General features: G+C 34.8%; 16 protein-coding genes. 1 reads left to right on the plus strand and 15 read right to left on the minus strand.

Features of this window, described 5'->3' with window-relative positions; genetic code table 11:
* Positions 1 to 35 precede the first annotated feature (35 nt).
* The 9 genes from KFV12_RS09175 to KFV12_RS09215 form a co-directional block, all read right to left on the minus strand.
* Positions 36 to 1046 carry a glyceraldehyde-3-phosphate dehydrogenase gene (locus tag KFV12_RS09175; protein WP_254256622.1) on the minus strand — a complete coding sequence of 337 codons (1011 nt, stop codon included), beginning with the start codon at positions 1044 to 1046 and terminating at the stop codon, positions 36 to 38.
* Between the two features lie 118 nt (positions 1047 to 1164).
* Positions 1165 to 1773, minus strand: coding sequence for a dephospho-CoA kinase (gene coaE, locus KFV12_RS09180; RefSeq protein WP_254256623.1), 609 nt, complete (start codon positions 1771 to 1773; stop codon positions 1165 to 1167).
* Positions 1761 to 2678 carry a DNA-formamidopyrimidine glycosylase gene (mutM, locus tag KFV12_RS09185; protein WP_254256624.1) on the minus strand — a complete coding sequence of 306 codons (918 nt, stop codon included), beginning with the start codon at positions 2676 to 2678 and terminating at the stop codon, positions 1761 to 1763. Before mutM ends, coaE begins: the two co-directional genes overlap by 13 nt.
* A gap of 8 nt (positions 2679 to 2686) precedes the next feature.
* Entirely contained in the window at positions 2687 to 5308 is a 2622-nt protein-coding gene (polA, locus tag KFV12_RS09190) for a DNA polymerase I (RefSeq protein ID WP_254256625.1), read from the minus strand.
* 251 nt (positions 5309 to 5559) lie between these two features.
* On the minus strand, positions 5560 to 7275 hold the full coding sequence (gene pnpS / locus KFV12_RS09195; protein ID WP_111715429.1) for a two-component system histidine kinase PnpS: 1716 nt from the start codon (positions 7273 to 7275) through the stop codon (positions 5560 to 5562).
* On the minus strand, positions 7272 to 7982 hold the full coding sequence (locus KFV12_RS09200) for a response regulator transcription factor (RefSeq protein WP_099579930.1): 711 nt from the start codon (positions 7980 to 7982) through the stop codon (positions 7272 to 7274). The genes pnpS and KFV12_RS09200 overlap by 4 nt, the downstream gene beginning before the upstream one ends.
* A gap of 150 nt (positions 7983 to 8132) precedes the next feature.
* Complete coding sequence (gene mdh, locus KFV12_RS09205) at positions 8133 to 9074, minus strand: malate dehydrogenase (protein WP_111715430.1); 942 nt, start codon at positions 9072 to 9074, stop codon at positions 8133 to 8135.
* Between the two features lie 89 nt (positions 9075 to 9163).
* Entirely contained in the window at positions 9164 to 10432 is a 1269-nt protein-coding gene (icd, locus tag KFV12_RS09210; protein WP_254257651.1) for an NADP-dependent isocitrate dehydrogenase, read from the minus strand.
* Positions 10433 to 10493: 61 nt separating this feature from the next.
* A complete protein-coding gene (locus tag KFV12_RS09215) occupies positions 10494 to 11612 on the minus strand; it encodes a citrate synthase (protein WP_254256626.1) in 1119 nt (372 codons plus the stop codon).
* A 263-nt stretch (positions 11613 to 11875) separates the two neighbouring features.
* On the opposite strand from KFV12_RS09215, the gene KFV12_RS09220 reads away from it, so the two are divergent.
* A complete protein-coding gene (locus KFV12_RS09220) occupies positions 11876 to 13294 on the plus strand; it encodes an amino acid permease (protein WP_111715436.1) in 1419 nt (472 codons plus the stop codon).
* Between the two features lie 73 nt (positions 13295 to 13367).
* On the opposite strand, the gene pyk is transcribed toward KFV12_RS09220, so the two are convergent.
* The 6 genes from pyk to KFV12_RS09250 form a co-directional block, all read right to left on the minus strand.
* Entirely contained in the window at positions 13368 to 15128 is a 1761-nt protein-coding gene (gene pyk / locus KFV12_RS09225; protein ID WP_111715437.1) for a pyruvate kinase, read from the minus strand.
* 107 nt (positions 15129 to 15235) lie between these two features.
* Positions 15236 to 16195, minus strand: coding sequence for a 6-phosphofructokinase (gene pfkA / locus KFV12_RS09230; RefSeq protein WP_239242526.1), 960 nt, complete (start codon positions 16193 to 16195; stop codon positions 15236 to 15238).
* Positions 16196 to 16403: 208 nt separating this feature from the next.
* Positions 16404 to 17348: an acetyl-CoA carboxylase carboxyl transferase subunit alpha gene (gene accA, locus KFV12_RS09235; RefSeq protein ID WP_111715440.1), complete on the minus strand. Its 945-nt coding sequence runs from the start codon at positions 17346 to 17348 to the stop codon at positions 16404 to 16406.
* Positions 17349 to 17350: 2 nt separating this feature from the next.
* Positions 17351 to 18205: an acetyl-CoA carboxylase, carboxyltransferase subunit beta gene (gene accD, locus KFV12_RS09240; protein ID WP_111715442.1), complete on the minus strand. Its 855-nt coding sequence runs from the start codon at positions 18203 to 18205 to the stop codon at positions 17351 to 17353.
* Between the two features lie 5 nt (positions 18206 to 18210).
* Positions 18211 to 18654 (minus strand): FadR/GntR family transcriptional regulator, encoded by a 444-nt coding sequence (locus KFV12_RS09245; protein ID WP_239242527.1) that lies wholly within the window; start codon positions 18652 to 18654, stop codon positions 18211 to 18213.
* Between the two features lie 87 nt (positions 18655 to 18741).
* Positions 18742 to 21891 (minus strand): DNA polymerase III subunit alpha, encoded by a 3150-nt coding sequence (locus tag KFV12_RS09250; protein ID WP_254256627.1) that lies wholly within the window; start codon positions 21889 to 21891, stop codon positions 18742 to 18744.
* Between the last annotated feature and the right edge of the window lie 17 nt (positions 21892 to 21908).

Here is a 21908-nt window from a genome sequence, read left to right on the forward strand (position 1 = left end):
ACCTCTCAATTAAGAGAGATGTCTTGTCTTCTATATTATTTCGCTAATTTTTCACCCATTAATACTGCTAACTCTACAACACGCGTTGAGTAACCCCATTCGTTATCGTACCAAGATAATACTTTCACTTTAGATCCTTCCATAACGATTGTTGATAATCCATCAACGATTGAGCTATGTGGATTTGTATTAAAGTCTACTGATACTAACGGCTCATATGTTACATCTAAAATACCTTTAAGTTCGTTGTCAGCAGATGCTTTAAGCGCTTCATTAACTTCTTCAACAGTTACTTCTTTCTCTAAATCTACAACTAAGTCTACTAATGATACGTTTGTTGTAGGTACACGTAACGCCATTCCGTGTAATTTACCTTTTAATTCAGGTAATACTAAAGCTAAAGCTTTCGCTGCACCTGTAGAAGTTGGGATGATACTTTGAGCACATGCACGTGCACGGCGTAAATCTTTATGTGGATTGTCTAAGTTCTTTTGGTCATTTGTATACGCATGAACTGTCGTCATTAATCCGTTCTTAATTCCGAATTTATCATTTAACACTTTCGCTACTGGCGCTAAGCAGTTTGTAGTACATGAAGCATTTGAAATAACATCATATGTATCTACATCTAATTGTGCACAGTTCACACCGCGAACGATCGTTTGAACATTTCCTTTACCTGGCGCTGTTAATAATACTTTCTTCGCACCTGCTTTAATATGTGCTGACGCTTTCTCAGCATCATTAAATTTACCAGTTGCTTCGATCACAATATCAATATTTAACTCTTTCCATGGTAATAATTCTGGATTACGCTCAGAAACTAACTTAATTTCTTTACCATCAACGATTAAAGCATTGTCACCAGGTTCTACATCTAATTCAAACTTACCATGAGTAGTGTCGTACTTTGTTAAATGTGCTAGTGTTTCTGGAGGATAGCTCGCGTTAATCGCAACTACTTCTAAATTATCATTTAATAGTGCTGCACGGAACACCATTCTTCCAATTCTTCCTAACCCATTAATCGCTACTCTTGTTTTCATCATATCTTCTCCTTCGCAATGTGTTATACTAATCTCTTTCATTAGTATAGCACAATGATTGCGTTAAGGAAGCGTTTTCTTTAAGAAAATTATTTTCATAATTTTCTTAAAATTAATTTTATATATAGCATTGAATAAGCAATTCAAGTTGCTGATAAAGTGATTGTAAGCTACCGCTATTATCAATGACTTTATCAGCTTTTTGTTTCTTTTCTTCAATTGATAGTTGTGATGATACTCTTGACTCAGCTTCTTCCACTGATAACTGATTACGTGCCATTAATCGTTCAATCTGAACTTCTTTTGGAACATAAACCACCCATACTTCATCAACTGTATGCTCTAATTTATTTTCAAAGAGTAATGGTATGTCCATTACTACGGGTTTATCAAGTGCTAGTCCCACTTCTTTTTCCACTTCCATAATATCTCTTACACGGGGATGAACGATCGCATTTAACTTTTCTCGTTGATTTTTATCTTTAAAGATTATCTCACCGAGTGCTTTTCTATTTAACGTTCCGTCTTCCTGTATTACTCCATCTCCAAATACTGTTCTAATTTCCTCTAATCCAGATGATCCTGCTTCGACTGCTTTGCGACTTGCAATATCTGCATCAACAATGACAAATCCATTTTCCGACAAGAAATTTGCAACTGTTGACTTTCCACTTGCGATACCACCTGTTAAACCTATTACTGTCACACTTACACCTACTTTTGACATTTTTCGCAGTAATGCGTGTTTCTTGTTGCTATCACTTGTGTCGTAATATCATTTTGACATACATTACATTGTTTTAAACCATAGACATTAAATTTACTTTGCATATTGCCACTTTCACCTTCTACATTGCGATAGTCAGAAATACTGGATCCTCCATATTCGATACCTTTATTCAATACTTCCACTATTGCTGAAAAGAGTTTCTTCTTTTTCTGAGTGGATAATGTATGTGTAATATGCGTCGGTAAAATACCTGCTAAATGTAATGCTTCACATGCATATATATTCCCACATCCACTTATTACACTATGATCCATAATGACCTGTTTAATCGGTTTATTCATATATTTCTTTAGTTTCGATTGCTGTATGAAATGTGCCATTGCGTTATTTTCAAATGGTTCTGGCGCAATAGTCTGATTAAAGTTTGCAAAAGCTGCTTCATCTAATATTTTAAATTCACCAAAACGCCTTATATCTGAATAGATCATCTTTTGTCCATCTGACAATTCAAACTGGACATGCCAATGTTTCTTATAATTTGGTATGGGGATTTCCTCAATACTACTTTTCACAAAGAAAGCGCCGGCCATCCCTAAATGGCCGACTAAATATATTTTAGATGTTTGTTCCTGCTCTAATACTTGTTCTTGCTCTATGGAACAGCTTCTTTGTTTCATTAATTCAAAAATAATGTATTTACTTCTGCGGTCTATACTTTTAATTACAGTATTACGCACTATGGTATTAAAGTCATCCAGCTCAATTTGTTTAATAATCGTTTCTTTACCTTGTGCTTTACCACGTTTAACCGCTTCTGAGAATGCTACGTTTATTATTGCTTTATTTAACACATGCGGTCTTAAACCTCTTACCACATGTTCGACTTCCGGTAGTTCCGGCATCTTTCCACCTACTTTGCTTCATACCAACTTTCACCAGAATCATATTCTACTTCAAGTGGTACATTAAGTTCAATTGCATGCTCCATAATATCTTTTACAAATAGACTAAACGCATCTATTTCATCTTTTGGAACTTCAAAGATCAATTCATCGTGTACTTGTAATAACATCTTCGCTTTAAAGTTTGTCTCTTTTAGCGCTTTATCAAACTCTACCATCGCAAGTTTAATAATATCTGCTGCACTTCCCTGGATTGGCGTGTTCATCGCAGTTCTTTCAGCAAATCCTCTTAAATTAAAGTTCTTACTCGTAATATCAGGAATATATCTTCTGCGCTGCATAATTGTTGTAACGTAACCATCCTGTTTGGCTTTCTGAATAATATCATCCATGTATTGTTTCACTTTTGGGAAGCTATCCAGATAATCATCGATAAATTGTTGTGCAGCTTTTCGTGTGATACCTAAACTTTGACTTAGGCCATAATCACTAATTCCGTAAACAATACCGAAATTAACAGCTTTTGCCTGACGACGCATATTGCTATCAACCGCGTCCTTTCCAACATCAAAAACTTCCATCGCTGTCTTCGTATGAATATCAATACCATGTGTAAATGCTTCCATCATACTTGCATCTTCTGTAATGTGAGCAAGGACACGCAATTCAATTTGAGAATAATCGGCAGCAAAGATTACCATGTCATCTCCACTCGGAACGAAAGCTTTTCTAATCTTTCTACCTTCGTCTAATCTAACCGGTATATTCTGCAGGTTCGGATCTATTGAAGATAGACGACCCGTTTGTGCGATAACCTGATTAAAGCGTGTATGAATCTTCTCATCATCACCTATTAATCGTTGTAACCCTTCAACGTACGTTGACTGAAGTTTCGATAATGTTCGATAGACTAGAATATCATCGATAATCGCATGACTGCCTTGTAACTTTTCTAACACATCCACAGCGGTTGAGTAACCTGTCTTCGTCTTTTTAATGATCGGTAACTTTAACTCTTCAAATAGAATCACACCTAGTTGTTTCGGTGAGTTAACATTAAATGATTTGCCGGCATGATTATAGATACTTTCTGTTAAAGCATCTAATCTTTCTTGTATTTCACCCTGCATTTCAATTAATGTCTCTTTATTCACTTTAATGCCTTGAAGTTCCATCTTTGCAAGTACTAGGGCAAGTGGTAATTCAAGTTCGTCATGTAGCGCGAGTTGTTCATGGGCAATTAGCTTTTCTTTAATCATAGGTGTTACGTCATTTATAAGATGCACTTCATTTGCAATGTGCTGATACAAAATTTCTCTATCAGGTATATGCGCTTTCGCACCTTTACCGAAAATATGATCATCAGATTCCACATAGTTTAATCCAAAATCATGTCCGAGTTGCGCTACATCAACCACTGTAGATGATGGATTCAATAAATAATTGGCCAGCATCGTATCAAAGGCGATACCTTCAATATTTAAGGATAAGCGTTCGAACATTACTTTAACTGCTTTTGCATCATACACATGTTTTTTTACATTTTCATCTTCCAGCAATGTGATAAATGACTTATTCTTCGTAATATCTTCAGGTTGTACAACAAATGTTTCGTCATTGTATATAATACCTAATCCTAATATTTCATTCTTCAAATAATTGTCCTGATAGCATTTCAAGTGTAAGGCAATTGCATCGATCGCTTTGAATTCAAATGACTGATAATCGTTATTAAATGTGATTTCTTTACTGCTCTCAATTTGACTTGTTGTATCAAGATTTTCCAGCATTTGCTTAAATTCTAATTCTCTGAACAGTTCAATTTTTTTCGTTTCATCTTTATCCGGAATTACAGTGTCAGCTAATGTTACTTCTATCGGTGCATTCGTCTCAATTGTTGCAAGCTGCTTACTCATGATGGCATCGTCTTGATGATTTGTAAGATTTTCATTGAGTTTCTTCGCAGTAATCTTATCTAAATTCGCGATTACACCTTCAACAGTATCATATTCTAATAATAATTTAATCGCTGTCTTTTCTCCGACACCAGGTACGCCAGGGATATTATCCGACTTATCACCCATTAAGCCTTTAAGATCGATAATTTTCTCTGCACCAAATCCATATTTTTCGTGAATGAATTGAGGTGTATATTTATCAATGTCTGTAACACCTTTTTTAGTGTAATAAACGGTTACATAATCATTGACGAGCTGGGTTAAATCTCGATCACCGGTTACGATAATTGTTTCCACCTTTTGTTCGGCTGCTTCTTTTGAAAGTGTCCCGATAATATCGTCTGCTTCGTAATTATCTAATTCGTAATGCTTTATTTGGTAAGCTTCTGCAAGTCGTCTAATGTGCGGGAATTGTTCACTTAATTCCTGAGGTGTCTTCTGACGTCCTCCTTTATATTCTCCAAACGTTGCATGTCTAAATGTTGTCTTCCCTGCATCAAATGCGATTAAGAAATGCGTTGGTTTTTCTTCTTTAATTAACTTTTCTAAAATTAACGTAAAACCATAAATTGCATTCGTATGCAACTCTGATGAATTCTTTAGTAAAGGTAATGCATAAAAGGCACGAAACGCGATACTATTTCCATCAATTAATATTAGTTTTTCTTTCATTCTTCTACCTCCATCGTATGTCTCTTATAGTCTATCACATCTTGAATTCAGGACATATTTATAGGAACATCATTTTGAAAATAAAAAAAACACAAGTGATTGCTTCAGGATCACTTGTGTTTATCTTCTTCTAAAATGAAGGGGTCTATGTGCAATTATAGTTGAACATTGTTAATTTAATGTAAAGACGAAGTAAATATGAAGTAAAGTTTCAAGTTGTAAAATAAAATATTAGTATAAATAATAAAATATTAATATAAATGTTGTTTTAATATCACTCTAAAAGTAGTTCCTACACCTACTTCACTTTCCACTTCAATTTCGCCTTTAAAGACTTCTACAATATGCTTTACGATCGCGAGTCCTAATCCTGTACCACCTGAATCACGACTACGAGCTTTATCTACGCGATAGAATCTTTCAAAGATACGTAGTTGTTCTTCTGGCGCAATACCGATGCCTTCATCCGTTATCTCTAATATACAGTTACGATCTTTCTGATATACTTTTACCGTAATCGTTGCGTCTTCGTATGAATAATTGATCGCATTCGATAAGAGATTTATTACAACTTGTTTTAATTTACTTGGTTCAGCTAATACAAATAAATCTTTTTCGAAATCCAGATTAAATTTAATATTTTTCTTTTCTGCAAGTGGATGCACAACTTCAACACTGTTAAATACTTTTTGAGGTAAATTGACTTTCGTCATTTCAAAATGATTCGCCTGTTCAATTTTAGATAATTCGAGTAATTCACTTACAAGCACCTGGATACGATTAGACTCTTTCAAAATAATCTCTAAAAACATATCAAGTGTTTCAGGCTCATTTTTAGCTCCATCGATTAATGTTTCAGTAAAGCCCTTAATACTTGTGATCGGTGTCTTTAATTCATGAGATACATTTGCCACGAAGTCTTTACGCATCTGTTCTAAAGACTTAAGTTGAGTAATGTCGTGTAATACGATAACGATACCTTCTATTTTCTTTCGTTTCTTTGATAGCACTGGTACTACTGCAACATCAAAATATTTCTTGTGAACGTTGACTGTAATATTCAATGTATCGTTGACTGGTTTTTCTATCGCTATTGCTTCTTTAATCATTTGTTTGATCGATTGATTTTTAATTACTGTTTCATAATGCCCATGCGCTATCGGTTGGCGTTTATTAAAAAGATTAATATACGTTTCGTTAGCAATTGCCACTTCTCCGTGATTGTTTACGAGCATTGTTGCACTCGGTATATTCTGTAATGTTGTTTCTAATCGATTACGTTGCAATTTCTGCTCATTATTTAGATCCTGGAGTGTTCTGGCAAGAATATTTGTTGATCTAAATAAATCTTTTGTCTCAGTAACGCTACTTTCAGGTACGCGTACTTTATAATTACCGTCAGATAATAACTTTGAAGCATATGTTACTTCTTTAATCGGCTGGATATAGCTTTTATTGATATAACGTACAATGATAAATATTATCGGAAGCATACATAATAATCCGATACCAAAATATTTTATGATGATCTCTTCAATGTCATTGATTGTTTTTATTTCGCTTAAAATATAAACAGTTTGTTTATTTTTATAACGTAGTAAACTTTTCTCGTTTGAACCATCATAACGGTAATTAACCATATCTTTATTTTCTAATGTGTATTTTGTAATAAAACGATCAAATTCATTTTTTGATGTACCGATTGTTTTATAAATAACATGCTGATCTTTATCGAGAATAAGAATTGATGAATTGTATGATTTTTCATATTCATGTATTAAATCTTCCACACGTTTGTCGCCACTTACATACGCTTCAAAGATTTTTGCATCTTTAGTTAATCCTGCTTTATCTCTGTCAATAAATTGCTTCGCAAGCGTAAGATACAATAGTGTTCCCAGTAAAAGAAAACTTACAACAATAACTGTTGTAAGTATTAATAACAATTTACTTTTAAAACTGATCATTCGCGTTTTGGACTTTCTAATTTATATCCAAGACCTCGAACAGTCTTAATGTATTGTGGCTGTTTTGGATTATCTTCTATCTTTTCTCTTAAGTGACTTATATGTACATCAACAATGCGAGAGTCACCAGCAAACTCATAATTCCATACAGAATTAAGCATATGTTCACGTGTAATTACTCTTCCTTGACGTTCTATCAAATATATTAATAATTCAAATTCTTTAGGTGTTAAATCAAGCAATACATCATTACGGTATGCTTCAAAATGTTCCGGTAATACTTTTATCTTACCGATAATAATTTCTTTATTATCCTTTTCATCTTCGACTGTCTTGATCGTGTTTGAGCGACGAAGAATCGCTTTTATTCGCGCAATAACTTCTCTTGGAGAAAACGGTTTCGTCATATAATCATCTGCACCTAATTCTAACCCAAGTACTTTATCAAATTCATCATCTTTTGCAGTTAACATTAAAATCGGCACTTGATTTTTTTCATTTCTAACAGATTTACATACTTCTACGCCGTCCATTTTAGGTAACATTAAATCTAATACTACGATATCTGGCTTTTCACTGAAAATCTTTTCTAGACCTTCTTCACCATCATAAGCTGTTACAACTTCGAATCCTGATTGTTGCAAATTATATTGTAGTAAAGTTACGATAGATTGTTCATCGTCTACTACCAGAACCTTCTGACTCATCCAATCCCTCCAAACAATTATCATATTCATTATATATTAAAAGAATATTGAAATGCTACAACAAATCAACATTCTTCAAGCTATAACAGAATAATTTACATTCTCTTTACAATTAGAAGGATTATCAATCTATCGTTTAAAATATTCTTATTAATTTGAAGACTTTAATGATTGGGTTGTATCTTTCACTGCAGCAGCAGACTTATTAAATGCTTCTTGTTCATCATCTGTAAGTTGCAATTCAACGACGTGCTCAACTCCATTTTTATTTAACTTAACTGGTACACCGATATAAATATCTTCCTGTTTATATTCGCCATTTAAATATGCAATAGCTGGCAATACACGGTTACTATCATTGATAATTGCTTCAGCCATCTCAACCATCGCAGCAGCTGGCGCATAATAAGCAGATCCCGTGCCTAATAAGTTTACAATTTCAGCACCACCATTACGTGTTCTTTCAATGATGCCATCAATTGTTGCTTCATCCATTAAGTCTCCAATCGGTACGCCACTCACCGATGAATAACGGATTAATGGCACCATCGTATCACCGTGTCCTCCTAACACAAATCCAGTAACATCAGTCACTGCCACATCTAATGCTTGTGCTACAAATGTTCTAAAGCGAGCTGTATCCAGCACACCTGATTGACCGATAACACGATTCGGTTCAAATCCAGATGCTTTATACACAGCATAAGTCATTGCATCTACCGGATTCGTAAGCACGATAATAATACAGTCCGGTGAATATTTTACAATTTCTTTCGTCGCAGCTTCTACAATACCTTGATTGGTTTGCACTAAATCATCACGCGTCATACCTGGTTTACGGGCGATACCTGATGTAATCAATACAACATCAGAATCTTTCGTATCGGCATAATCATTACTTGCTTTAATGTCGACATTTTGATGTAATATCGGCATTGCCTGCATAATATCTAATGCCTTGCCTGTTGTGGGATCTAGACTACCATAAGTATCAACAAGGACAATATCAGCTATTCCTTTACTCGCTGCAATAAATGCAGCTGTTGAACCTGTGAATCCACTTCCTACGATTGAAATCTTTTTCTTTGTCATGATAACTCCCCCTTAATCTTTTAAAAAAAGGATAGTAACTATGAATTTCATTCATAATACTATCCTTAAAAGTTAGACTACTTTTCTAATTACATATTTTTAATTAATTCGTCAGCGAACTCAGAACATTTCACTTCAGTTGCACCATCCATTAAACGTGCAAAGTCATATGTTACGACTTTTGAAGCGATTGATTTTTCCATCGCTTTTGTGATTAATTCTCCAGCTTCTTTCCATCCTAAATGATCTAACATTAACACACCACTTAAAATAACAGAAGATGGATTTACTTTATCTAAGCCAGCATATTTTGGTGCAGTACCATGTGTCGCTTCAAAGATAGCGTGTCCAGTTTCGTAGTTGATGTTTGCTCCTGGTGCAATACCGATACCACCTACTTGTGCTGCTAATGCATCACTAATATAGTCACCATTTAAGTTCATCGTTGCAACAACATCAAACTCAGCAGGACGCGTTAAAATTTGTTGCAAGAAAATATCAGCGATTGAATCTTTTACTAATAATTTGCCAGCAGCAATCGCTTCATTTTGCGCTTTATCTGTCGCTTCTGCACCTTGTTCAGCTTTAATTTTATCGTATTGATTCCATGTAAATACTTTATCACCAAATTCACGTTCAGCTAAATCATATCCCCATTGTTTGAAGGCACCTTCAGTAAATTTCATGATATTCCCTTTGTGTACTAATGTTAATGATTTACGGCCTTGCTCAAGCGCATAGTTTAATGCTGCTCGAACTAAACGTTCAGTTCCCTCTTTAGAAACTGGTTTAATACCAATACCTGAAGTTTCAGGGAAACGAATATTTTTAGCACCCATTTCATTTTGTAGAAATTCAATCACTTTCTTAACTTCGTCAGATCCTTCTTTATACTCAATACCTGCATAAATATCTTCAGTATTTTCACGGAAAATAACCATATCAGTATCTTCAGGACGTTTAACAGGTGAAGGAACACCTTCAAAGTAACGCACTGGACGAAGACATACGAATAAATCTAATTCCTGACGTAATGCTACGTTTAAAGAACGGATACCTCCTCCGATCGGTGTAGTTAATGGACCTTTAATCGCAATTAAGTATTCTTCAATAGTATCTAAAGTTTCTTGTGGTAACCAGTCACCTGTGTTATCGAATGCTTTTTGACCTGCTAAAACTTCTTTCCATTCAATCTTTTTCTCACCATTATATGCTTTTTCTACTGCAGCATCTAATACGCGAACAGCAGCATTCCAAATATCCGGACCTGTTCCGTCACCGATAATAAAAGGTACGATTGGATGATTAGGTACGTTTAAAACACCATTATTATTCGTAATTTTTTCAGCCATTTTTATTTTGCCTCCATTATTAATATTTCTTACTTTAGTTTACCTTATAAATGCATTTTTAATCATTTTATCTTTCTTCAATCGGAACATATTTACGACCAACTTCACCCACGTAAGTTGCACGTGGACGAATAATTCTGTTATCACTATATTGCTCTAAAATATGCGCAATCCAGCCAGAAGTACGAGATACTGCAAAGATTGGTGTAAATAAATCATGTTCAATACCCATTGAGTGATAAACTGTTGCTGAATAGAAATCTACATTCGGTAATAAACCTTTTTCTTCTTTTAGAATATCAGCAATACGTACAGACATATCAAATAATTCTTTTTGACCAGTCTCATCAGTAATTCTTCTAGACATTTCTTTTAAGTATTTAGCACGTGGATCTCCATTTTTGTAGACACGGTGACCAAAGCCCATAATTTTCTCTTTTTTAGCAATCTTATCTGCTACATAACTATCCACATTATCTAATGAACCAATTTCATTCAACATCTTCATAACCTGTTCATTAGCACCACCGTGTAATGGTCCTTTTAATGCGCCAGCTGCAGCGACTACACCAGAATACATATCAGATAATGTAGAAACAGCAACACGTGCAGTAAATGTAGATGCGTTTAATTCATGATCCGCATGAAGAATTAACGCTTTATTGAAACCTTCTTCTTGTACAGCTGTTGGTTCTTCACCAAACAATATATATAAGAAGTTAGCTGCATAACTTAAGTCTTCTTTCGGTTTCACGACTTCTTTACCTTGACGAACACGAGCGAATGCTGCTACAAGTGACGCTACTTTAGCCTGAATACGAATCGCTTTGTTCATATGCGCATCTTCATTAAATTCATCAGCACGTGGATCAAAATGTGCTAAATAAGATAAAGATGTACGCAACCCTGTCATAGGATGTACATGATCTGCTGCATAATCTTCAAAGTGACTGTACATTCTTGGATGCAAAGTCATATTTTCAAATAACTGTTTTCTAAAATCAGCTAATTCTTCCGCATTTGGTAAACGGAAGTTCCATAATAAGAAGACAACTTCTTCAAATTGTGCGTTTTCTGTTAAATCATCTATTTCATATCCTGCATAAGTAAGTTGATCACCAATAATTGAACTTACTTTAGTGTTTGAAGCAACAATACCTTCAAGGCCTTTCACTAATTCTGCCATTTTTGACTCCCCTTTGCACCATAGTTTTTGTTATGCCAAATGTAATGGCTTTCACAACTCAATTATATCTAATGTCCTCACTTTTGTGAATGAATTAGGAACTTAGAAAATTTTTATCTTACGTGATAACTTTTACTTATATTTAAATTTTTATTTTATCATTTAATTAATTCTTAAAAATATTAAGAATATTTTAAAAAATGTTTGTAATTTTCAGATTTTAGTAAGATAATATAGATACTAAAAAGGAAAAGGGGTTTAGTATGGCAAATCATAATCGTAGTATCGAAGAACGAAATGATTTACAACGTTCATTGTCAAATCGACATATTCAACTGATTGCGATTGGGGGCGCAATTGGTACCGGACTATTCTTAGGCGCAGGAAAATCAATCAACCTGGCGGGTCCATCCATCTTATTTACTTATATAATTATCGGACTCTTTTTATTTTTATTTATGAGAGCATTAGGAGAATTATTATTATCTAATACCAACTATCATTCTTTCACAGATATAGCCCGAGACTACTTAGGAGACTTCGCAGGATATATTACCGGCTGGACTTACTGGTTCTGTTGGGTCGTAACTGGAATGGCGGAAGTTACAGCGATTGCTAAGTATGTACAGTTCTGGTGGCCCGACTTTCCGACATGGTTATCATCACTTTTATGTATTCTTGTGTTAATGTTCTTAAACTTATTAACTGCTAAATTATTTGGTGAATTAGAATTCTGGTTTGCATTGATTAAAGTTATTACAATTATTGCATTAATCATTACAGGGATCGTACTTATTGTCATCGGTTTTAAAACAAACTTTGGCGTAGCAACGATTACAAACCTTTGGTCACATGGTGGATTCTTCCCAAATGGGACAAACGGATTCTTATTAAGCTTCCAGATGGCAATATTTAGTTTTGTAGGGATTGAGTTAATCGGTGTAACAGCTGGTGAAGCACAAGACCCTGAAAAAACTTTGCCAAGAGCAATTAACAGTGTACCGATGCGTATCGTATTGTTCTATATCGGTTCATTGATCATCATTATGAGTGTCACGCCTTGGGATAAAATCGATCCAAACGAAAGTCCATTCGTTAAATTCTTCGGATTAATCGGAATTGGATTTGCAGCAAGCTTAATCAACTTTGTTGTAATTACTTCTGCGGCATCGTCTTGTAACAGTGGTATATTCTCTAACAGCCGTATGTTATTTGGTTTAAGTAAGAATTATTCAAAAGGAAACGATAGTTTCTTCCAACGTACGAATAAAGCAGGTGTACCTGCCAACGCAGTAGTATTCTCTAGCGTGTTGTTATTATTATCTGTATTACTGAATTACTTTATGCCAAATGCAAACGCAGTATTTACATTAGTAACAACCGTTGCAACAGTATTCTTTATCGTTGTATGGTCTATCATTCTTGCAGCATATCTTGTTTACTTAAAACGTAGACCACAGTTACATCAATCAAGTCTATACAAATTACCTGGAGGCAAAATTTCTGCTATCGCTATTCTTTTATTCTTTGTATTTATGTTCGGTCTATTGTTTATGGCTGAAGATACAAGAATGGGATTATTCGTATCGCCATTGTGGTTTGTATTATTAGCAATTATGTACGCAGCACAAGGTGGATTTAAAAAAGGAAGTTTTGATCCACATAACTATGATAATAAATAATATAAAATAAGAAGCACAGGAAAATGTCCTGTGCTTCTTATTTTATATTCAAATTCACTTAGTTATATAACAATTAATTTACTTTTGCATGTCCAACATAAACTTTATTGTGTTCTGCATCCACTGTTACTAAAGTACCAGTTTCAAGTTTTTCCATAACGTCTACAACGCCTACAATCGTTGGCTTACCTAATGTTAAACCTACAACTGCTGCATGAGATGTTAAGCCACCTTCTTCAGTTACAATTGCTAAAGCTTTTTCAATGTATGGAACCATGTCAGCATCCGTAGATGGAGCTACAATGACTTTATCAGATAAGTCTTTATCGGCTAATTCTTCTGCAGATCTAACAGCTAAAACTTTACCAACTGTTGCATTACGTCCAATACCTTGTCCAGCTGCAATCACATCTCCAATTAAATGGATTTTCATTAAGTTTGTTGTACCAGCTTCACCTGTAGGAATACCTGCAGTGATAATAATTAAATCACCATTTTCAACTGTTCCTACTTCTATTGCTGCCTGAACTGCTTTATCTAATAATTCGTCTGTCGTTGATTTCCCTGTCTTAATTACTGGGATAACACCCCAGACAAGTGCCATATGACGAGCAGTTTCTTCATAAGGTGTTACTGCAATGATATGAGCATGTGGGCGATATTTTGAAATTGTTTGTGCAGTTGTTCCACTTTCAGTTGCAGCAACTATCGTTTGAACATCTAAATTTAATGCAGTATGTGCTACAGATACACCAATTGCATTGACCATTGAAGGCTGATTTAATTTCGTTCTGTCAGATAATAAACGCTTATAATCCTGAGCTTCTTCTGCTGCAAAAGCAATGTTATGCATCGTTTTAACTGACTCTTCAGGGTATAAACCTGCTGCAGTTTCTCCAGATAACATCACAGCATCTGTTCCGTCGTAAATCGCATTTGCAACGTCACTTGCTTCTGCACGTGTACAACGTGGGTTACGTTGCATCGAATCCAGCATTTGTGTCGCAGTTATAACTGGTTTACCCACAACATTACATTTCTGGATTAAATCTTTTTGTACTAATGGTACTTCTTCTGCCGGGATTTCAACACCCATGTCTCCACGAGCAACCATTAATCCATCAGAAACTTCTAATATCTGATCAATATTTTCAATACCTTCTTCATTTTCAATCTTAGGTATGATGTTGATGAAGTCACAATTTCTATCTTCTAAAATTTTACGAATTTCTAAAACATCACTTGCACGACGAACGAAAGATGCCGCAATAAAGTCAACGCGTTGTTCAATACCGAATATTATATCCTGCGCATCTTTATCCGTAATACCTGGTAAATTCACTTTAACACCTGGTAAATTAACACCTTTTTTATTTTTTAATTCACCTGCATTAATCACATCACAGATAATTCTTCCTTCTTCATGTTTGATATCTTTTACTATTAATTCGATTAACCCATCGTCTAACAAAATCGTTGAACCAACATGTATATCATTGATTAAATCTTCATAAGTTACAGAAAATTCTGCTGGCGTTCCTAATACTTCTTTCATATTAATTGCAACTGTAGAACCTTTAACTAATTCGATCTTGTCATTTTCCATGTTATGGGTACGAATTTCAGGTCCTTTAGTATCTAAAAGAATCGCTACTGTTTTATCTAATTTTTTAGCCACTTCACGAATCGTGTCGATGCGTGCTTTATGCTCTTCATGACTACCATGTGAGAAGTTTAAACGTGCTACGTTCATTCCAGCATTCATTAATTTCTCTAACATTTCTGGCGATTCTGATGCTGGTCCTATCGTACATACAATTTTAGTTTTTCTCATGTCTATGAGCCTCCGGTAACTTTTTTTATTCTATTCAATTAAGAAAGTTAATTCTAATTCAGTATTCATTCAACAGTGATAATAAACAATTATATTAAACAGTTATTTTAAATTGATAACTCATTTGATAAAGCATACATTTGTTCATCTAAAGTATGCGTTGCAGAGAAGATATCATCAAATGATGTTTTAGATAATTTGTTATTCTGAATACCAACGGCTAACCCTGTTTCATCATTCATTAATAATTCTACAGCATAGCCACCCAGTCTACTTGCTAATACTCTATCTAATCCTGATGGAGATCCACCTCTTTGCATGTGCCCTAACACAGAAATACGCGTATCAACGTTGATATATTTTTTAAGCTGTTCACCACATTCGTGACCACTCATAACACCTTCAGCAACAACAATGATTGAGTGTTTCTTACCACGTTCAATACCTTGTTGTATTTTATCTGCTATCTCTTTAATTTCTTTCTTATGTTCAGGAACTAATACTGTCTCAGCTCCACCTGCAAGTCCTGACCATAAAGCAAGATCACCTGCATCTCGTCCCATTACTTCAACAATAAACGTACGTTCATGACTTGACGCAGTGTCACGAATTTTATCAATCGCTTCTATAATTGTATTTAACGCTGTATCGAAACCGATTGTAAAATCAGTTCCGTTAATATCATTATCAATAGTACCCGGAATACCGATTGTCTTAATACCTTCTTCATTTAGACGTTGTGCACCACGGTAACTACCGTCTCCACCAACTACAACTAATCCTTCAATGCCGAGTTGTTTTAAATTATCAATACCTTTTTGGCGCACTTCCGGATCTTTAAATTCAGGACAACGTGCAGATTGCAAGAAAGTACCACCGCGTTGAATTTTATCTCCGACGGTACCACGTTCCATCTTATGAATATTATTAGTCACTAAGCCTTGATATCCTTGATAAACACCATAAACTTCAATATCATGGTACATTGCTTTACGCACGACTGCACGCACTGCAGCGTTCATGCCCGGCGCATCCCCACCACTTGTTAATACTGCTATCTTTTTCATAGTATTTTCCTCACCTTTTGTCTATTGATACCTTTAAATTAACACAATCCAATATTTATATCCATTAAAATCATGTATTATAACAGATGTAAACGTTTTATCTTTGAACAAATTAAAAACCCGTTAGAATAAGCATCTAAGGGTTTTATTTTAAGCGTTTTCATTGTTTTTCAATAATTTACATTACATCATTCACCGACATGTAAATTTACATTGAACTTCCAATTTTTCTGAATTTATTATAGCGTTGATTTTTTAATGCCTGTTTATCTAATTGCAATAATTCATTTAAATGTTTTTCAATAGAAATATCAATATGTTCACTTTGAGCAGCGATATTTAAATGTGCGCCACCTTTAACTTCGGTAATCAGTTCATCTACAATATTTAGTTCCAGTAAGTCTGGTCCCGTAATTCTCATACTTTCTGCAGCGAGCTGTGCTAAACTACTATCCTTCCATAACAATGCTGCGGCACCTTCTGGTGAGATAACAGAATACGTTGAGTTTTCAAGCATTAATAATCGATTACATATACCCAAACCTAAAGCACCACCACTACCGCCTTCTCCAATAACAATCGAAATAACCGGTACAGAAAGACCCGCCATTTCAACCAAGTTTCTGGCTATCGATTCACTTTGTCCACGTTCTTCTGCTGCTTTACCAGGGTATGCACCTTTTGTATCAATAAATAGTATAATAGGACGATTAAATTTATCTGCCTGCTTCATTAATCTCAATGCTTTACGATATCCTTCCGGATGTGCCATTCCGAAATTTCTATATATATTATCTTTAGTATCTTTTCCGCGTTGATGTCCTATCACTGTAACAGGTTGTCCTTTATATCGTGCTACTCCGCCAATAATTGCTGGATCATCTCTAAAATTGCGGTCTCCATGCAGTTCAATAAAATCTTCGAATAAATAATGAATGTAGTCTAGTGTTGTTGGACGTTCTGTAAGTCGTGCAATTTGAACACGCTGCCAAGGTGTAAGGTTATCATAGATTTCATTAAATTTTTCTTCTCTCGTAATCTGTAATGTCTTTACTTCATCACTTAAGTCTACGCCTTCAGTAGCCATATATTTCTTTAATTCTTCAATTTTCCTATCAAGTTCGATTAACGGTTTTTCAAATTCAAGCCCCATATTTATACTCCTTTCGTATGTATCGCGATGAGTTTACTTAACGTTTCTTTCATTGCTTTACGGTGTACTACTTTATCCAGTTGTCCATGTTCAAGCAGAAACTCAGCTGTTTGAAAGTCATCAGGTAGTTTCTCATTGATTGTCTGTTCAATAATACGTCGACCCGCAAAACCAATTAACGCTTCTGGTTCAGCTAAATTGATATCACCTACAGAAGCAAAGCTCGCAGAAACTCCGCCAGTTGTCGGATGTGTCATATATGAAATAAATAAGAGTCCTTTTTCGCTATGTCTTTCTATCGCTACACTTGTTTTAGCCATCTGCATCAGAGACAGAATACCTTCCTGCATACGTGCACCACCACTGGCAGTAAAGATGACAAATGGAAGTTCATGATCCGTACAGTAATCGATCACTCTGCTTATTTTTTCACCGACTACTGTCCCCATAGACCCCATTCTAAATCTAGAATCCATCACGCAGATACCGAATCGATTTCTATCTATTTTACCAACACCAGTTACAACCGCTTCATTTAATCCAGTCTTTTCTTTATCGCTTTCTAACTTTTCTGCATAGTTTGGAAATGAAAGTGGATTTTGAGAAGCAATCACTGCATCAAATTCTTCAAAACTATCTTTATCAGTAATGGCTTCTATTCGTTCATATGCACTTAATGCCATATGATGATCACAATGAAAACAAACATTTAAGTTCGTACTTAATTCTTTCGTATACATAATCTTCTTACATTTAGGACACTTGACCATGATACCTTCAGGAACTTCTGTATCTTTCATGTTTTGTACAGCTACATATTTTTTCTTCTTATTACGCTTAAATATATCTTTGAACATATCCATTACTCCTCTACATCATATGTCTTTTCAAACTGTTTCAATAATTTCCATACACGAAACATGATGGTATTACGTGATTCAATCGCATCACTTAAATGTTGTACTTTCGTACCCTCAACAGTTGCGATTGATTCTATCATATGTATAAAATCAGTAATTTCAGCTTGCTGTGTTTCTGTTGTCACAACATAGCCTGCTATCATTTCTATAAATTGATTATTATCCATTTCTGTTAAATAAGTACCTTCACCACGTCGTGTTTCAATCACACCAAGCATTTCTAAAGCTCTAAGTGCTTCACGAACACTTGACCTGCTAATATTAAGATTTTCACTCAAATAACGTTCAGAAGGTAGCTTATCGCCAGCAGTTAAATTTTTAGTTTTTATAATTTCATTAATCGCAGTTATTACTGCATTAAATCCTTTGTTTGGTATTGGATTCAAGGTTTTTCCCCCTTCGCATCAATAAAAAAACCTTAGTGGTCAGACCACTAAGGAATACTATACCATATATTAAAATGATTTGAAATGTTAAATTAGACGAATATCTGCTTTATCGTATCGAGACATAAAGTCATCTAGCTTGTCTCTTTGAATAAATCCTAACGATTTCATTTCATTCTGCTCAAACTGAATCACTTCAATATCACCTTGTTTATTAATTTGTTCTGCGTTTTGAAGTGGCACTCTCACAAATAACTGCTTCGCATTCAAATGAATATTTTTAATAAATTCATCAACTTTAATGACTTCGTTTACAATGATTTGATTATCTTTCTTATCATCAAATTTTCCTTTTACTATAAGGGGCTTATTGGTTTGAATCAATGGCTCGTATCGGTCGAATACTGTTGGAAAAACTACAAGATCCATCTGCTGTATACCATCCATCGCTTGTACAAATGCCATTGGTTGACCTTTTTTTGTTCTAACTCTTCTTAATCCTTCAATCCAGAGTAAAATATATTGGTCATTTACCTTCTGACTCATACGATATAGGGGTAAATACTGTAGTTCATTAAACATTGATTCGATTGGATGTCTTGAAATAAAGAAACCAAGATACTCCAGCTCATAACTAGCCTTTTGATCATCCGACATCTCTTCATGATAATGATAGATTTTCTTCTTATTGAGTCCTAAAGACTCGAGAAAGTTCATTTCACCAAAAGCTTCTTTCTCAACATCAAGAATCGCATCAAGTGAAGCAAGCAAAGTTGCACGATTTTGCTCAAATTGATCAAAAGCACCAACATGTATCAATGCTTCCAGCAATGCTTTAGATTTAACGCGTTTCGGAATTCTGGCACAAAAGTCATAGATATCTTTAAATGGTCCTTTTTTTCTTTCTTCAACAATTTCAACCACACTTCTATACCCTACGCCCTTAATCATACCGAGTGACATCATGATACCTGTCTTTTGCGCCTTGTAATACCAGCCAGCCTGATTAATATCAGCGGGATATATATTGATCATTCTTGATTTAACTTCAGCGATAATTTCTTTTGTTTTATGCTCAACACCAATTTGATTACTGAGTGTCGCGGCATAAAAAATATTTGGGAAATGCACTTTAAAGTACATCATAATATATGATATTTTTGCATACGCGACAGCATGTGCTTTATTGAATCCATAATTAGCAAACTTTAAGATTAATTCATAAATCGCCGTCGCATCTTGTTTTGAATAACCATTCTTCATGCTACCCGATACAAAATGCTCCTGTTCAGCCAGTAATGTCTGATGGTTCTTCTTACTCATAGCACGTCTTAAAATATCCGCCTCACCAAAACTAAATCCAGCAAATCGATTTGCAATCTGCATAATCTGCTCCTGATAGATAATTACACCATAAGTAGGTGATAGTATATCCTCTAAATCAGCATGCGGTAAGTGAACTGTTTGCTGATGATGACGTCTTTCAATATATAACGGTATTTGTTCCATCGGACCAGGACGATAAAGACTTAAAACTGCAACAATATCATTGAAATTTTCTGGTTTTAATCGTTTTAACACATTGCGTATTCCGTCTGATTCTAATTGAAATATTCCCATTGAATCTCCGCTGGATAACTGCTCGTAAACTTTTATATCATCCATCGGAATTTGTTCAATATTTATCGTCTTACCATATTGTGCCTTAATAGAACGTAGTATATTATGTATAATCGTTAAATTACGTAAACCAAGAAAATCAATTTTAAGTAATCCAACCGCTTCTACTTCTGTCATATTCCATTGGGTAAGTGGGTATTCTTCACCCATCAATAAAGGTACATAATCTGTAAGTAACTGGTCATGAATGATGATACCTGCAGCATGTGTCGATGTATGACGTGGTAAACCTTCCAGCGACCTTGCAATCTGATACCATTTTTTGCGTCGTTCATTGTAATCAATAAAGCTTGAGAATGTATCATCTTCATATGCATCGATTAAATTATTAAAGCTTTTATTACTCAATATTGAACTTGCTTCTTTTAACTCACTTTCTGAAAACTGCAGTATGCGTCCGACGTCACGCATCACTGCTTTCATAGACAGATGACCGAATGTCACGATACCGCTCACATTGAATGCACCATATTTCTGAATGACGTATTCAATTACTTTATCGCGCTCTTTATCTTCAAAGTCAATATCAATATCCGGCATCGTTACACGTTCTGGATTTAAAAAACGCTCAAAAAGTAAATCATGCTCTATCGGATCAATAGTAGTGATCCCAAGCACATAACTTACGAGAGAACCACTTGATGATCCACGTCCGGGACCTACCAATATGTCATTTGTCTTAGCAAAATGGATTAAATCACTAACGATTAAAAAGTAATCAGAAAATTCCATGCTTTGAATGACTTCATATTCATACATTAATCGTTCTTCATATTTTTCATCAAATTGAGGAAACTTTACTTTTTGCTTTTGTAGGAGTTTATAAAGATAAGCATCGCTTGATAAATCATCAGGTACCGGATATTTTGGTAAATGCGTTGATTTCTCAAGTGTAACGTTACATGCTTCAGCAATTTCTTCTGTCGCTTGAATGGTACGCTCAGAAATACCCAAATCTAATAATATTTCATCTGATTTAATATACTTTGTTCCAGACTTTAATTGAATGGTCTCTAGCGGTATCTTTTTATTATCATCAATTGCATTTAAGATGCTTAAATCTACGATACCATCCGGCGATAAATACCGCACATCATCGATATATACACGCCTAGCTTCAATTGTACTATCGTGACTGACATAATAATCGGCATCTTCCAACACAAAATGTTCCTGATTCGCATCTAATTGTTTGTAGATAACGATTAACTGGTCAGTATATTGACGCAGTATATCAGTTGATATTTTTTGTAGATTTTTCAGTTGTATACGTGAAGACAACTGCATCAGGCTTTTAAAACCGGCATTATTTTTGGCTAATAAAACTGTATAACAATCTTCAATACCGTCTGTCAGGATGATTTCCATACCAATTATCGGTTTAATACCGACATCAATGCAAGCTGAATAAAATGACTGCACACCAAATAGTACATTTAAGTCAGTAATCGCAACTGCTTTTTGTCCAAGCGACTTGGCACGATTAATCAAGTCATCAATCTTAACTGTTGAATGGAGCAGATCATATGACGTATGAATATTTAAATGTACTACCAAGTTATTCACCTCATTTT

Origin of the sequence: Macrococcus epidermidis (assembly GCF_024205965.1) — a bacterium.
GTDB classification, from domain to species: Bacteria; Bacillota; Bacilli; order Staphylococcales; family Staphylococcaceae; genus Macrococcoides; species Macrococcoides epidermidis.

What these genes read in the sequence shown, in the direction of transcription:
- KFV12_RS09220 (WP_111715436.1), top strand. Translation starts at nt 11,876, where the DNA reads ATGGCAAATCATAATCGTAGTATCGAAGAACGAAATGATTTACAACGT.
- mutM (WP_254256624.1), bottom strand. Translation starts at nt 2,678, where the DNA reads ATGCCGGAACTACCGGAAGTCGAACATGTGGTAAGAGGTTTAAGACCG.
- KFV12_RS09215 (WP_254256626.1), bottom strand. Translation starts at nt 11,612, where the DNA reads ATGGCAGAATTAGTGAAAGGCCTTGAAGGTATTGTTGCTTCAAACACT.
- KFV12_RS09200 (WP_099579930.1), bottom strand. Translation starts at nt 7,982, where the DNA reads ATGAGTCAGAAGGTTCTGGTAGTAGACGATGAACAATCTATCGTAACT.
- coaE (WP_254256623.1), bottom strand. Translation starts at nt 1,773, where the DNA reads ATGTCAAAAGTAGGTGTAAGTGTGACAGTAATAGGTTTAACAGGTGGT.
- accD (WP_111715442.1), bottom strand. Translation starts at nt 18,205, where the DNA reads ATGTTCAAAGATATATTTAAGCGTAATAAGAAGAAAAAATATGTAGCT.
- pnpS (WP_111715429.1), bottom strand. Translation starts at nt 7,275, where the DNA reads ATGATCAGTTTTAAAAGTAAATTGTTATTAATACTTACAACAGTTATT.
- pyk (WP_111715437.1), bottom strand. Translation starts at nt 15,128, where the DNA reads ATGAGAAAAACTAAAATTGTATGTACGATAGGACCAGCATCAGAATCG.
- accA (WP_111715440.1), bottom strand. Translation starts at nt 17,348, where the DNA reads ATGGGGCTTGAATTTGAAAAACCGTTAATCGAACTTGATAGGAAAATT.
- KFV12_RS09175 (WP_254256622.1), bottom strand. Translation starts at nt 1,046, where the DNA reads ATGAAAACAAGAGTAGCGATTAATGGGTTAGGAAGAATTGGAAGAATG.
- mdh (WP_111715430.1), bottom strand. Translation starts at nt 9,074, where the DNA reads ATGACAAAGAAAAAGATTTCAATCGTAGGAAGTGGATTCACAGGTTCA.
- pfkA (WP_239242526.1), bottom strand. Translation starts at nt 16,195, where the DNA reads ATGAAAAAGATAGCAGTATTAACAAGTGGTGGGGATGCGCCGGGCATG.
- polA (WP_254256625.1), bottom strand. Translation starts at nt 5,308, where the DNA reads ATGAAAGAAAAACTAATATTAATTGATGGAAATAGTATCGCGTTTCGT.